Raw genomic sequence first — 13,846 nt, 5'->3', positions numbered from 1 at the left:
GACCGATCGGGAGAGGGTTTCGCTCAGGCGCCGCGCGCGCTTAACCAAGCGTCGATGAGTCCTGTTCATCGCAGCTTGGTATAACTCCACCAACCCCGGTTGACCTAGGCGGCGATCCGTTCGAAGGGTCGCCGCCATGCCGGAACCAGCCATGATGACGGGTGCGCCCCTCACCTTCTACGACAGCTACACGCGTGAGCTCAGGCCGTTCGAGCCGATCGAACCGGGCAAGGTCCGCATCTATTCGTGCGGCCCGACGGTCTACAACTATGCCCATCTCGGCAATCTGCGCGCCTATGTGTTCACTGACACGCTGAGCCGGACGCTGGCGTTCAGGGGCTTCGCAGTCGACCACATCATCAACATCACCGATGTCGGACACCTGACGTCGGATGCCGATGCCGGCGACGACAAGATGGAAGCGGCGGCCCGCGCGCAGGCGAAGAGCATCTGGGATATCGCCGCGCATTACACCGAGGCTTTCAAGGCCAATATCCGTGACCTCAACATCCGCGAACCCCGGCTCTGGTCGGTTGCGACCGACCATATCGCCGACATGATCGACTTCGCGAAGGCGATCGCGCCGGGCCATTGCTACGAACTCGACAGCGGCCTCTATTTCGATGTCGGCACCGTCCCCGATTATGGCCGGCTGGCGCGCAGCGTCGACGATGAGGGCGAAAGCCGTATCGATCCGGTGGCGGGCAAGCGCCATGCGCAGGATTTCGCAATCTGGCGCAAGTCTGCGGCGGGTGAACAGCGCCAGATGGAATGGGATTCGCCGTGGGGCCCGGGCGCGCCCGGCTGGCACCTCGAATGCTCGGTGATGAGCCGCAAATATCTCGGCGACCAGTTTGACATCCACACCGGCGGCATCGATCATCGCGAGATCCATCATCCCAATGAGATCGCGCAGAACCAGGCGCATAGCGGCAGGCCCTGCACCGGTGCCAACTGGTGGATGCACAACAATTTCCTGGTCGTCCGCGATGGCAAGATGTCCAAGTCGCAGGGCAGCTTCACCATCCTCGCGTCGATCGTCGATCGCGGCATCCACCCGCTCGCCTACCGGCTGATGTGCCTTTCGGCGCATTACCGGTCCGAACTGGAATTCAGCGGCGAAAATCTCGTCGCGGCGCTCACCCGGTTGCGGCGGATGGTGATTGCGGTCAACCAACTCCGCGACCGTGCCGAGCCCGAGGCGGTGGATACGCATCCGCTGCTCGACGCGTTCGATGCGGCACTGGCCGACGATCTCAACACGCCCAAGGCGCTGACCGTGCTCGATCAGGCGATTGCCGACAAGAAGCTGGCACCGGGGCTGAGGCTGGGGCTGATCGCGCGGATGGATGCCGCGCTCGGCCTCAACCTGCCGACGCTCACCCGCGCCGACCTGCGGCTGCGCCCGGCCGATGCGCTGCTGACCGACGAGGCGGTCGAGGCACGCATGGCCGAGCGCAAGGCGGCGCGCGCGGCCAAGGATTTCGCGACCTCGGACGCGATCCGCGACGAACTTTCAGCCCAGGGCATCGAGATCATGGACGGCGACCCGCTGGGATGGGACTGGGCGATCCGGATCGACTGATGACCCGCCTTCCCGTCCTCGCGGTCGTCAGCGCCGCCCGCCCCTTCCTCGAACCCCTGCTGCCCGCGGGCATCGAGGTGCGCTGGATCGATGGTGCCGCCGATGCCGCGCCCAAGGTGGCCGGTGCCGAGATCGGCTGGCTGGACCTGTTCCCGGGCGACGGCATGGACGGGATGATCGCGGCGGCGACCGGGATGCGCTGGCTCAACACCTGGCGCGCCGGCATCGATGCGCTGCCGGTCGATCTGCTCAAGGCGCGCGGCGTTGCGCTCACCAACGGGTCGGGCGTGCATGATGTCGCGATCTCCGAATATGCCATCGCCGGCATGTTCGCGCTCGCCAAGCATCTGCCCGAAGTCGTCCGCGCGCATGATCGCCAGGAATGGGCGAAGCCGATTCCTTCGGCCAATCTTGCCGGCAGCCGGGTTCTGGTGATCGGGTATGGATCGATCGGCCGCCGCATCGGCGCGATGCTCACCGCGCTCGGCGCCACCGTCACCGGCGTCCGCCGCTCCGCCAGCGATGGCGCAATCGGCGCCGATGACTGGCGGCCGCGCCTCGGCGAATTCGACTGGGTGGTGCTCGCGGCACCGGGGACCGCGGACACGCGGCACATGATCGGCACCTCGGAGCTCGCCGCGATGAAATCGGGCGCTCGCCTCGTCAACATCGCGCGCGGATCGCTGGTCGATCAGCCCGCCTTGATCGCGGCGCTCGAGGCCGGCCAACTTGCGGGCGCCTTCCTCGACACCGTCGATCCCGAGCCGCTGCCCCCCACCGACCCGCTGTGGCGCGCACCCAACGCGATCATCACCATGCATTTGTCGGGCCGCGCCCAGACCGGCCAGTGGGAACGCGCGGCGCCCTTGTTCGCTGCCAACCTCCAACGCTGGATCGCGGGCGAGCCGCTGAAGAACCGGGTCGATTTCGCGCTCGGCTATTGATCCTGAGAAAGCCTACCCGAACGGCCGCTCGATCGACGTCGGCGGCGTGCTGAACCAGCGCGGGCCCTCAGCGGTCATGTAGACGCAATCCTCCAGCCGGATGCCGAAGCGACCCGGCAGATAGAGCCCCGGTTCGTTGGAGAAACACATCCCCGCCGCCAGCGGCGTCGCCTCGCCATGCACGAAATTGACCGGCTCATGTCCGTCCAGCCCGATGCCGTGGCCGGTGCGGTGTGACAGGCCCGGCAGGCGGTAGCGCGGGCCATAGCCGATCTTCTCATAATGCCGGCGCACCGCATCATCGACACTGCCGGCGGGGGCACCCGGCTTCATCGCCGCGAACGCGATCTGCTGGCCCTGCCGCACCTGGTCGAACACGCGGCGCTGCTCGGCGGTCGGCGTACCGAACACGAAGCTGCGTGAGATGTCGGACTGATAGCCTTCGACCGTGCAGCCGCAGTCCATCAGCACGACTTCGCCCTCGCGCACCTGTTGCGGCTTGCCGCTGCCATGCGGATAGGCGCTCGCCTCGCCCAGCAGCACCAGCGAGAATTCGGGCTCCCCGCCCAGCGCCTTGGTCGCCGCGTTCATCAGCGCGCCAATGTCGGCGGGGGTCATCCCCGCCTTGATGCGGGGATAGGTGTGGGCATAGGCCGCAAGCGTGACGTCGGCGGCGAGCTGCATCAGCGCGATCTCTGCAGGCGACTTGATCATTCGGCATCCACGCACGACGGGGTTGGCGGAAACGGTCTCAAGGCCCGGCAGTGCGCTGCCGAGGCCTGCGATCGCGAACTGGCGGACGGTCTCTTCGATGCCGAGCGCCTTGCTCTGAAGGCCGCGCTTGCGCATCCAGTCGGCGATCGGCGCGAAGGGGCTCTCATCCTCCTGCCAGGTGCGAATCTCCGCCGGGATTGCCAGGCTTTCGCGAACCGAGGGCTCCTCGAAAAAGGGCGTGACGATCAGCGGCTCGCCTTCGGCGGGCAGGATCGCCGCGGTCAGCCGCTCGGATCGCCACCAGCGCACACCGGTGAAGTAGGTCAGCGAAGCGCCCGGCTCTATCAGCACCGCGCCGATGTCGTTCGCGGCCATCAGCGCCTGCGCACGAGCCAGGCGGCTTGCGCGTTCGGTCGGCGTGATCGGCACTGCCTTGCCGGTAATCGGTGCGAGCGCGGCGGTTTCGGTGCGGCCGCGGGCGGGCAGCACGGCAACGGCGCCGGCAGCGAGCGCGCCGGTCAGGAAGGCACGACGACTGGGCGGAAGGAGGATCGGCATATCGCAGACGTCCGGCAGCGAGCAGCGCCTGTCAAGCCGAGCCGCAGCTTGACCCGGCGCCCGCAATCCTCTTTCCCTTGGCGTCGAGCCAATATCCGAGGAAAGCGCCAGTGGCGAAACGCCTGACCATGTTCATCCTGATCGCGCTCGTTCTGGGCCTGATCACCGGCTGGGCGATCAACGCGGGCATCGACGACGGCAGCACCGCGGCGGATGCGCGGCTGACCGAGATCGCCGGCTATTTCTCGATCGTCACCACACTGTTCCTGCGGCTGATCAAGATGATCATCGCGCCGCTGGTCTTCTCCACGCTTGTCGCCGGCATCGCCCATATGGGCGACACCGCGGCGCTGGGGCGGATCGGGTCGCGCGCGGTGGGCTGGTTCATCTGCGCCAGCCTCGTCTCGCTCACGCTCGGCCTGATCCTGGTCAACCTGTTCCAGCCCGGCGTCGGCCTCGATTTCCCGGTACCGCCGGTCGATGCGGCAAGCGGTGTCGAGAAGGCCGGGTTCAGCCTCAAGGTCTTCATCACCCATGTCGTCCCCGCCTCGATGTTTGAGGCGATGGCGGATAATGAGATCCTCCAGATCGTCGTCTTCTCGCTGTTCGTCGGCGTCGCGATCACCGCGGTCGGCGAAAAGGCGCAACCGCTGGTCCGCGCGATCGAGGCGCTGGTGGCGGTGATGCTGCAGATCACCGATTATGTGATGCGCTTCGCCCCCTTCGCGGTGTTTGCGGCGGTGGCGGGCACATTGGCAGAGCGTGGCCCCGGCATTATCGGCAACCTCGCTTACTTCATGGGCAGCTTCTACATCGGCATGATGCTGCTTTGGGCGGTGCTGCTGGGCGTCTGCTTCCTTATCGTCGGCCGGCGCACCGGGCTGCTGATCCGCTACATCCGCGAACCGATCCTGCTTGCTTTCTCCACCGCCTCGTCCGAGGCCGCCTATCCCCGCACGCTGGAGGCGCTCGACCGCTTCGGGGTGCCCCGCCGGATCGCCAGCTTCGTGCTGCCGCTGGGCTATTCGTTCAACCTCGACGGCTCGATGATCTACATGACCTTCGCGACGATCTTCATCGCGCAGGCCTATGGCATCGATCTCACCATCGGCCAGGAAATCGTGATGCTGCTGGTGCTGATGGTCACGTCCAAGGGCGTCGCAGGCGTGCCGCGCGCCAGCCTGGTGGTGATCGCGGCCACATTGTCCTTCTTCAAGATTCCCGAGGCGGGGCTGCTGCTGATCCTCGCGGTCGATCACTTCCTCGACATGGGCCGCTCCGCGACCAACGTCGTCGGCAATGCGGTGGCGAGTGCGGTGGTGGCGAAATGGGAAGGCCGGCTCGACCCGCTCGAACCCGCCGAAATCGAGCCGCCGCACGCGCCGACTTCGCGGACCGAGGGTCATTGAATCTCTCCCTCGCCTCTATGGGGAGAAGGAAAGGTCCGCGCAAAGGACCAGGGAGCGGGTCAGTCGCGGCAAGCGTAATGCTCTGACAGGTTCGCTCTGGAAGGCTGGCGAAGCAGGAGAGCTGAATCTTCAAACCCCTCAGGCTTGGCGCGACTTCCCCTCTCAATGTCCTCGTAGGGACGAGGGGACGCGGCGGCAGCGCCGCTCAAGCCATCCATGATGTGTGGATCTGATAAGCACTTCGCGGAAGAGGGCTAAGCAAAGGCATAAGGCCCGCCACGCTCCAACGCGCGGGCATAGGCCGGCCGCGCATGGATGCGGTTCAGCCAGCCCATCAGGTTCGGCCGCGACATATCCAGGCCGCCGCGCTGCACGCTCGCCTCCAGCGGAAAGCTCATCATCACATCCGCAGCTGTAAAGCAGTCGCCGGCGAACCATTCGCGTCCGGCGAGTTCGCTTTCCAGCCAGTCGAGATGGACGTCGAGCATCGCCTGCACCGGCTTGCGCGCCGGCTTGCCGAGCAGCCCCAGACGGCCGACGATCAGCAGCGCGAGCAGCGGCGGCATCATCGAACCTTCGGCATAGTGCAGGAAATGGCGATAGCGGAGCACCGACGGGCGATGTCCCGGTGGGCCCAGCCGCCCGTCCGCACGTTCCACCAGATATTCCACGATCGCGCCCGTCTCGGCGATCACCGCGCCATCATCCTCGATAACCGGTGACTTGCCGAGCGGGTGGACGCGCTTGAGTTCGGGCGGCGCCAGCATCGTCTTGGGATTGCGCGCGTAACGGCGCACCTCATATTCGAGGCCCAGTTCCTCCAGCATCCAAAGGATGCGCTGCGATCGCGAATTTTCGAGATGGTGGACGATGATGGCCATGGCTTGCTCCGCTCAGTCCCTGCAGGACGCGTGGCGGCAGCGCGCGTTCCCCGCGGCTACAGGAACCGCCCCGCCAGGATCCGCCCTGCCGCCCCTTCGCGCAGGATCACGGCATAGCGGTCCGCGCCAGGCACGGCCAGCGCACCCGTGGGCAGCGCGAAGCGCGCCTTGCCGCCGCGCCATTCGCCCAGCACCTTCTCCCCGCGCACGACATTGGTATAGCGCACATGCCGCCCGCCATTCTCGCCGCTGCCGATCGCGACATCCGCAGCCGCGGTCAGCGCCAGCAAGCGTACGGAGATGGGCCGTGCCGCATTGCCGTCGATGACCACGCCGGTGCGGCTCGCGGCAAGTGCGGGCTGCGGCACCCGGCGCGCCGCCGCGATCGTCTGGCGCAACTGCTGCCCGCGCGAACCGACCATCGCCGCCCCGCCCTGCACCACCGCCTGGGGCGTATAGACGCCCGCCCCCGCCCCGCCGCGCGCGGCGTAGGCGCGTTGCAGCGCCGTATTGTCCTCGCGCGCCAGCGTGTCCTTCCAGCCCAGCCGATCCCAATAGGTCACCGGCCGAGTGATCGCGACCACGCCCGGCTCACGCGCCAGCGTCGCCAGCAGTGCATCGGCGGGCGGGCAGGATGAACAGCCCTGGCTGGTGAATAGCTCCACGACCACCGGCAGCGCGGCGTCGGCCGGGCGCAGCGCGGCATCCCTCGCGGTGATCCTTTTGGGGGCAGGTGGCTTGGGAGCATTGTCGGGGCCCGCGGCGATAAGCCCGCCCACCGCCATCGCGACGCCGAACGCGCCGACCATGAAGCTTCGCATCCCTCATCCTCCCTGAGCGTCTTTTTCATATTCGTATCGCTCAGCCGCTGGGTTTCACCCAGTCGGCATCATACCGGGTCGTAAAGGCTCAATCCATTGGGCAATCGTCGCAGCGGGCGCCCGGCCTGCAACGCCTCGACGGCGTCGATCGCCTGCAGCAAATCGCGTTGCGGGTACGGCTTGGCGAGGCAGCCCACGGCAAGCTTGCGCGCCTCCACCGGGCATTGCCCGCTGACGAACAGCACCGGCACGCCGCGATCGAAGGCGGCGCGCGCCACGTCGACGCCGCTGCCGTCGTTCAGATTGATGTCGGCCAGGATCAGGTCCAGCATCGATTCGCCGAGCAGCGCGACCGCCGGTGCCACGCGATCGACGGTGCCGACGATCTCGAAGTCGTTGTCGCGAAGGAAATGCTCGGTATCGAACGCGATCAACGGCTCATCCTCGACAATCAGGATCCGCTTCAACACACGCATCTTCCGACCGAACAGCATTGCCGCGCCGCTCCCTTTGCGCTTATGGGTCGCGTTCCGCGACACTGGTTTGGACCCTGTAACGCGCCGCCGCCGCGATCGCTGCAAAAAATCGCCGGGCGGAAAACCACAAAGATTTCGTCCGAGGAGCCTACCCTGCCCGAATCCCGTCCCGCCGCTGCCAAACGCCCGCCGGCCAAGTCGAGCCGAGAGCCGCAGCGCATCGCCAAGCTGCTCGCCCGGGCGGGCGTCGCCTCGCGCCGTGAGATCGAGCGGATGATCGCGGAAGGGCGGATTGCGCTCAACGGCAAGGCGCTCGATACGCCGGCGACCCTGTTGGTCTCGCTCCACGGCGTCACCGTCGATGGCCAGCCGGTACAGGCCCCCGCCCCCGCGCGCCTGTTCCGCTATCACAAGCCTTCCGGGCTGTTGACCACCGAGCGTGACCCCAAGGGCCGCCCGACCATCTACGACAAGCTGCCGGGCGGCCTCCCGCGCGTGATGCCGGTCGGCCGGCTCGATCTCAACACCGAAGGGCTGCTGCTGCTGACCACCGATGGCGAGCTCAAGCGCCAGCTCGAACTGCCGAAGACCGGCGTCACCCGCACCTATCGCGCGCGCGCCTATGGCCAGGTCAGCCAGGAGCAGCTCGAGGATCTGATCGAGGGCGTCGAGATCGACGGCGTACGCTACGGTTCGATCGACGCCAATCTCGAACGCCGCACCGGCGCCAATGTCTGGGTCGAAATGAAGCTGACCGAGGGCAAGAATCGCGAGGTTCGCCGCGTGCTGGAGCATCTCGGGCTCAAGGTCAGCCGACTGATCCGCACTGCCTATGGCCCGTTCGAACTGGCTGACATGCCGGTGGGCGTGGTCGATGAGATCCGCCAGCATGATCTCGTCGCCTTCCGCAAGACGCTGAAGTGAGGCGCGCATGAGGATCGTAGCAGGCCGCTGGCGCGGCCGCCCGCTCGCGTCGCCCAAGGGCGCCGCCACTCGCCCCACCGCCGATCGCACGCGCGAGGCCTTGTTCTCGATGCTGGCGAGCCGGCTCGGCAGCTTCGAGGGGCTGCGCGTGGCCGACCTGTTCGCGGGCACCGGTGCGCTTGGGCTTGAGGCGCTGTCGCGCGGTGCAACATATTGCACATTCGTCGAGCAGGACCGCGCGGCTGTGGACGCGCTGCGCGCCAACGTTCGCGCGTTGGAGGCCGAGGGCGATGTCCGTCACCAGTCGGTCGCGGCGCTCGCCCCCGCGCAGCAGGCCTACGACCTGCTGCTGTTCGATCCGCCCTATGGCACCGGCGGCGCCGGCGCGCTGATCGAGCGGCTGACCCGGCTCGGCTGGGCGTCCGACAGCGCCTGGGCAAGCGTGGAAACCGCGCGGGACGAGGATGTCACGGCCGGCGGCTGGACGGTCGATGTCGAGCGCGTCCATGGCAAGGCCAAGCTGACCTTGCTCCACCGCTCCGCCTGACGCGCGGGCGGCGCCATTCGCCGCTCCGCCATGGCGCGTTGCGGTAGGCCGCCCCATCCGGTTGCGTCCAGCCCGCGACGGGCGCAGCAATGGAGCCATCAGGATGGGCCTGTTCAAGTCCCTGTTCGGTAACCCCTCCCCCAAACAGGACAGCGGCACGACCCAAACCGATCTCGCCCTGGCGGAGCGCCTGCCCGCAGGGCCGATCAACGCCTATGCGACGGTGGCAGGTGCGCCCGCGCCCGAATTTCCGCATCGCCCGTTCGGCACGCGCGATCGCAGCGATCCGGAACTGCTGCCGCACCTGCAGGGCTTCGCCGGCTATGTCTTCAATCCGGCGCAACGCCAGCCGCGGCAGAGCGAATGGGCGCTGCTCAACCACGCCTTGCGCACCCAGCGCCATTTCTCGTTCGAGATCGACGTCACTGCGGTACCCGCGCTCGCCGAATGGGCGCGACGTGCCAACGCGATCCTGTTCCTCGCCGACGGCACGGTGCGCGATCCCGAACTGCGCATCCTCTTCGATCCCGCCGGAGGCGATGAGGATGGCCGCCTGCCCTACCCCGCCGACGCCGAGGCGCGCCGCCAGCGCAGCCGCGCGCAGGCCGAGGCGGAATTCGGGTTGCGCTCACCCGACAGCCTGCCGCCGATGATCGGTGCCGGCGAGGTCGTGTTCCGCCCTGCACCCGAAGTCGCAGCGCGCGCCTCCGCATTGATGGCGGTCGCGGTGCGGGCCGAGGGGCAGAATGAGGGCAATCCGCTGCCGCCCGAGATGATCCTTGAACGGATCCCGCTCGCCGAGGCCGCCCTCAGCCCTGCCGAACGCGCTTTCCTGTTCGACGAGGCACCGGACGGTCAGGCGGTGGCCAATGCGCTCTGGCGCTATGAGGCGCTGACCGCCCTGCTCTGGGCGCTGGACGAGATTGATGCGCTGCCGGCGCTGTCGAGCATTTGCGATGTGCCGCTGATCGCCGGACTGATGGTGCGCCGCGGTGCGGCGCTTGCGACCGGCGCGCGGCTGCGCGATCCGTCGAAGATCCTCGACGCGCTCGACCTGACCTTCCGGCTGCACTGGTGCCTGGTCGATGCGCGCCAGAAGGGCGTCGAGATCCCAGGGATCGTGCCGGGCGTGATCACCGAACGGCATTATGCGTTCAACTGGCTCGTGCGCCATCATGACGCCGAGTGGGACGACGTCCAGACCCCTACCTGAACGGCTGCAGCGCCTCTGGACAGCGCCACTGCGGATCGGGCACCGCGGCGGCGTCAGTTCGCATGTGCCGCATCGACAATTGACACGACGGTTCAGTGAGATGCTACGGTGAATGCCGTATAACGGGGACAAGAGTATGACAGGTCGCGTAACGTTCTCGGCGTGGGTTCGCCGCTTCTCCTTGCTGGCCGGCGTCGCCCTGCCAGCCTTCACCGCCCCAGCACTCGCCGAAACGATCGCGGCCGATATCCTGACCGTCCAGCCCTCTGCGCACTTCGATTTCGATCTCGCCGCGCCAAGTGCGACCAGATTCGCCCCGGTGGCGCTGCCCGATGCATTTGCGCCTGCCGGAGAGCCGGAACTGCCGCACTTCGCTGCGCTGCAGGACACGCCGGACGCGGAACCCGCCGTGGGCCCGTCGCTCGCGGCCATGCCCGACGACGATCCCGAGCGGCAGCGTCTGTCCTTCGGTCGCCAGATCGGCGCGATCAAGTGGGAGGTCGGCCTCGCCGTCGCCTATATGACCGCGACCAACATCGCCAAGGTCAGCAAGGATGGCGGCCACAGCTTCCGCTTCAAGAATGAGGGCTGGTTCGGCGACAACACCGTCAATCTCGGCATGGACAAGCTTGCCCACGCCTGGAACACCTATTGGCTGACCGACCTGATCGAAGCGCGCATCCGGCACAAGAGCGGCGCCAGCAACGCGGCGCTGCCGGCCGCCGCAGTCTCGATGGGCCTGATGCTCTACAGCGAGATGTGGGACGCGCATAAGGAAACCAGCGGATTCTCGTTCCAGGACGTCGCGATGAATGCCGCGGGCGCCGGCTTCTCGGTACTGCGTAACAGCGTGCCGGGGCTTGAGAAGAAGCTGGATTTCCGGCTGCTGCTGACGCCGAACGACGACATCTACACCTTCTCCGGCACCGAGCATTACCGCCAGATGCAATATATCCTGGCGCTCAAGCTGTCGGGGTTCGAGGCGTTGGAGAATACGCCGCTGCGCTTCGTCGAGTTGCACGCAGGCTATCGCGCGACCGGCTTTACACTGCGGGAGGAGCAGCGTGGTGACGAGCGGATCCAGCGGCCGTTCATCGGCATCGGCCTCAACGTCAACCAGCTGATCTTCGGCCGAAAGAAGCCGCGCGGCACGATCGGCCGCGCCGCCAATGAAGTGCTGAACTATCTGCAGGTGCCCTACACCTCCACCCATGTGGAAATCCGATGAGCCGCATGAGGCATTCCGCACTCCGCCTCGCGCCGTTCGTGTTGGCGGCGGCGGTGGCGCCGAACGCCGCGCTCGCCGCGCCGCGCTTCGTGATCGGCGAGGCCGAGCGGGTGGAGGGCAGCGACGCCGCCACCGTCGAGGTGCTGCTGCTCAACGACGGCGCGGATGAGGAACAGGTGACGCTGCCGCCGCGCGTGCAGGCGAGCCTCGGCGGCGCGCCGCTGTGGCTCGACCGCGCGCCGGAGACCCCGGCCAGTGTCACGATCGCGCCCAAGGGCTTCGCACGCATCGCCTATCGCTTCACCCCGCCGGCGGGCATGACCGGCCCTGCGCTGGTCAGCATCCCCGAATGGTCGACGCAGACGGTCGCGCTCGCCGCGCCGCAGCCGACCCGGGTGGCGAGCAGCACCCCGGCTGGCGCTGAGCCGGTGCGCACCGCCGCCGCCCTGACCGCCAGCGACGGCACGCCGCTGGCGGCTGCGGACGGCACCGCGCAAACGGCGGTGGAGGAGCGGTTCAACGGCTTCTTCGGCAACCTGTCCGCCTATCAGCCCATGTACGTCGCCTATGGCACCGCCGAGGACAGCGAACTGCGCGTGCAGCTGAGCTTCAAGTATCAGGTGCTGGGCCGGACGCGCAAAAACCCGGAATTTCCGGCATGGTCCGACGGTCTCTACCTGGGCTACACCCAGAAGATCCTGTGGAATCTGGAATCGGACGCCGATTTCCGCGACTCGAACTACATGCCCGAGCTCTTCTTCCGCACGCCGGCGATGGCGCTCGGATCGAATGGCGCGGCGGGGTTGCAGCTGGGCGTGCTGCACGAATCCAACGGCCGCTCCGGCGGCTTCTCCCGCAGCCTCAACAGCGTCTATGTCGCGCCGACCGCGATGTGGAATCTGGGCAATGGCTACAGCGTCACCGCCGCGCCGCGGCTCACCTTCCTGTTCGGCGGCAAAGCGGGCAATCCGGACATCCGCGCCTATCGCGGCGTCACCGGGCTGGACTTCCAGATCGGCAAGGATGACGGGCTGAAGCTCGCGACGCACGGCCGCTACAACTTCTCCAGCGGGCGTGGCGGGCTCGAGACCGAGCTGTCCTATCCGCTGTCCGAGATCTTCGGCGGCGGGCCGGAATTCTACCTCTTCGTGCAGAATTTCACCGGCTATGGCGAAAGCCTGATCGACTATGACCGCAAGATGACGCGGTTGCGCTTCGGCATCGCCATCACCCGCTGAGGATCATTCGCCCAGGTCGGTCCGCCGCAGCGCGAGCAGCGCGACGAGGCTGAGCGTGGACATGGCGGCAAGGTAAAGCCCGACGAGGGCAAGTCCCTTGCCCGCCAGCGCCTGCGCCACCACCGGGGTCAACCCTCCGCCGATGATGCCGGCAATGTTGAACGCCAGCGAGACGCCGGTGTAGCGCACCCGCGCCGGGAACAGGCCGGGCAGCCACGCGCCGAGCGGGCCATAGACGAAGCCCATCACGAAGAGCGCGAAGGCCAGACCAGCGAAGGTCAGCCCAAGCGCGCCCGATCCCAATGTCGGCAGCAACAGGAAGCCCGCGACGATCGCACCACAGCAGCCATAGGTCAGCACCCGCCGCGGGCCGATCCGGTCCGATGCGTGGCCGGACAGTACAATCCCCACCGCCATGAACAGGATCGCGCCAAGCTGGAGCCCGAGGAAGGTTTCGAGGGGGATTTTCAGGGTTTTGGTGCCGTAGCCGAGGGCAAAGGCGGTGGCGATGTAGTAGACCGCGAAACATGCGACCGCACCCAACGTGCCGCCGATCGTGACCCGCCAATGGTCGCGCATCAATTCGCCGATCGGCACCGCGGGCGGCGGCCCTTCCTCGAGAACCTTGGAAAAAGCGGGCGTCTCGCTGATCTTCAGCCGTACCCACAGGCCGAGCCCGACCAGCAGGATGCTGGCGAGGAAGGGCAGACGCCAGCCCCACGCCATGAATTGCTCCTCGGTCAGCCACAGTCCTAGCAGCATGAACAGCCCGTTGGCGGCGATGAACCCCACCGGCGCACCAAGCTGCGGCACCATGCCGAAGCGGCCGCGCCAGCCCGGCGGGGCATTTTCCACGGCGAGCAACGCCGCGCCGCCCCATTCGCCGCCAAGCCCGAAGCCCTGGCCGAAGCGCAGCAGGTTGAGAAGGATCGGTGCCCACCAGCCGATCGTCTGGAAGGTGGGCAGAAAGGCGATGGCGAGCGTCGATCCGCCCATCAGCATCAGCGAGGCGACGAGGGTCGACTTGCGGCCGATGCGGTCGCCGAAATGGCCGAAAGCCCAGGCGCCCAGCGGCCGCGCGACGAACGCGGTGCCGAGGCTGGCGTACGACAGCAGCAGTTCGAGCCCGGGATCCTTGGACGGGAAGAAGAGCGGGCCGAACACCAGCGCTGCCGCCGTCGCATAGATATAGAAATCGTAGAACTCGACCGACGTGCCGACGAGGCTCGCCAGCAGGATGCGACGATTGGATGCCGGTTGGGGCGCTGCTGCGATGCTTGCCATGAGGTTCCTCTCGCGCCGCCCTTG

The 13,846-nt window shown here is 67.3% G+C and carries 13 protein-coding genes; 8 read left to right on the top strand and 5 right to left on the bottom strand.

Going from position 1 to position 13,846, the window contains the following annotated elements:
- Positions 1 to 136: 136 nt before the first annotated feature.
- Together cysS and FHS96_RS04040 are read left to right on the top strand one after the other, a co-directional pair.
- Positions 137 to 1,585 carry a cysteine--tRNA ligase gene (cysS, locus tag FHS96_RS04045; RefSeq protein ID WP_429588109.1) on the top strand — a complete coding sequence of 483 codons (1,449 nt, stop codon included), beginning with the start codon at positions 137 to 139 and terminating at the stop codon, positions 1,583 to 1,585.
- Positions 1,585 to 2,529 carry a D-2-hydroxyacid dehydrogenase gene (locus FHS96_RS04040; protein WP_429588108.1) on the top strand — a complete coding sequence of 315 codons (945 nt, stop codon included), beginning with the start codon at positions 1,585 to 1,587 and terminating at the stop codon, positions 2,527 to 2,529. Before cysS ends, FHS96_RS04040 begins: the two co-directional genes overlap by 1 nt.
- 12 nt (positions 2,530 to 2,541) lie before the next feature.
- Here the strand turns inward: FHS96_RS04040 and FHS96_RS04035 are convergent, their stop codons facing one another.
- Positions 2,542 to 3,801, bottom strand: coding sequence for a M24 family metallopeptidase (locus FHS96_RS04035; protein WP_429588107.1), 1,260 nt, complete (start codon positions 3,799 to 3,801; stop codon positions 2,542 to 2,544).
- Positions 3,802 to 3,911: 110 nt separating this feature from the next.
- Between FHS96_RS04035 and FHS96_RS04030 the strand changes: the two genes are divergently transcribed.
- Complete coding sequence (locus FHS96_RS04030; protein WP_429588106.1) at positions 3,912 to 5,210, top strand: dicarboxylate/amino acid:cation symporter; 1,299 nt, start codon at positions 3,912 to 3,914, stop codon at positions 5,208 to 5,210.
- 254 nt (positions 5,211 to 5,464) lie between these two features.
- On the opposite strand, the gene FHS96_RS04025 is transcribed toward FHS96_RS04030, so the two are convergent.
- The 3 genes from FHS96_RS04025 to FHS96_RS04015 all read right to left on the bottom strand — a co-directional run bounded on the left by FHS96_RS04025 (position 5,465) and on the right by FHS96_RS04015 (position 7,406).
- A complete protein-coding gene (locus FHS96_RS04025) occupies positions 5,465 to 6,091 on the bottom strand; it encodes a glutathione S-transferase family protein (RefSeq protein ID WP_429588105.1) in 627 nt (208 codons plus the stop codon).
- 56 nt (positions 6,092 to 6,147) lie between these two features.
- Positions 6,148 to 6,912, bottom strand: coding sequence for a DUF1223 domain-containing protein (locus FHS96_RS04020; RefSeq protein ID WP_429588104.1), 765 nt, complete (start codon positions 6,910 to 6,912; stop codon positions 6,148 to 6,150).
- Between the two features lie 68 nt (positions 6,913 to 6,980).
- A complete protein-coding gene (locus FHS96_RS04015; protein WP_429588103.1) occupies positions 6,981 to 7,406 on the bottom strand; it encodes a response regulator in 426 nt (141 codons plus the stop codon).
- A 24-nt stretch (positions 7,407 to 7,430) separates the two neighbouring features.
- On the opposite strand from FHS96_RS04015, the gene FHS96_RS04010 reads away from it, so the two are divergent.
- From FHS96_RS04010 to FHS96_RS03990, 5 genes are all read left to right on the top strand, one after another.
- Positions 7,431 to 8,312 carry a pseudouridine synthase gene (locus tag FHS96_RS04010; RefSeq protein ID WP_429588102.1) on the top strand — a complete coding sequence of 294 codons (882 nt, stop codon included), beginning with the start codon at positions 7,431 to 7,433 and terminating at the stop codon, positions 8,310 to 8,312.
- Between the two features lie 7 nt (positions 8,313 to 8,319).
- On the top strand, positions 8,320 to 8,859 hold the full coding sequence (gene rsmD / locus FHS96_RS04005) for a 16S rRNA (guanine(966)-N(2))-methyltransferase RsmD (RefSeq protein ID WP_429588101.1): 540 nt from the start codon (positions 8,320 to 8,322) through the stop codon (positions 8,857 to 8,859).
- A 103-nt stretch (positions 8,860 to 8,962) separates the two neighbouring features.
- Entirely contained in the window at positions 8,963 to 10,072 is a 1,110-nt protein-coding gene (locus FHS96_RS04000) for a DUF4272 domain-containing protein (protein WP_429588100.1), read from the top strand.
- Between the two features lie 136 nt (positions 10,073 to 10,208).
- A complete protein-coding gene (locus FHS96_RS03995) occupies positions 10,209 to 11,300 on the top strand; it encodes a YfiM family protein (protein ID WP_429588099.1) in 1,092 nt (363 codons plus the stop codon).
- Between the two features lie 5 nt (positions 11,301 to 11,305).
- Entirely contained in the window at positions 11,306 to 12,538 is a 1,233-nt protein-coding gene (locus FHS96_RS03990; protein WP_429588098.1) for a phospholipase A, read from the top strand.
- A 3-nt stretch (positions 12,539 to 12,541) separates the two neighbouring features.
- Here the strand turns inward: FHS96_RS03990 and FHS96_RS03985 are convergent, their stop codons facing one another.
- Positions 12,542 to 13,822, bottom strand: coding sequence for an MFS transporter (locus FHS96_RS03985; RefSeq protein ID WP_429588097.1), 1,281 nt, complete (start codon positions 13,820 to 13,822; stop codon positions 12,542 to 12,544).
- Between the last annotated feature and the right edge of the window lie 24 nt (positions 13,823 to 13,846).

This window comes from Sphingomonas zeicaulis, assembly GCF_050433225.1.
Taxonomy (GTDB): domain Bacteria; phylum Pseudomonadota; class Alphaproteobacteria; order Sphingomonadales; family Sphingomonadaceae; genus Sphingomonas_D; species Sphingomonas_D zeicaulis.
The sequence above is the reverse complement of the archived record's forward strand: the minus strand, read 5'-3'. Positions and strand labels throughout refer to the sequence as shown.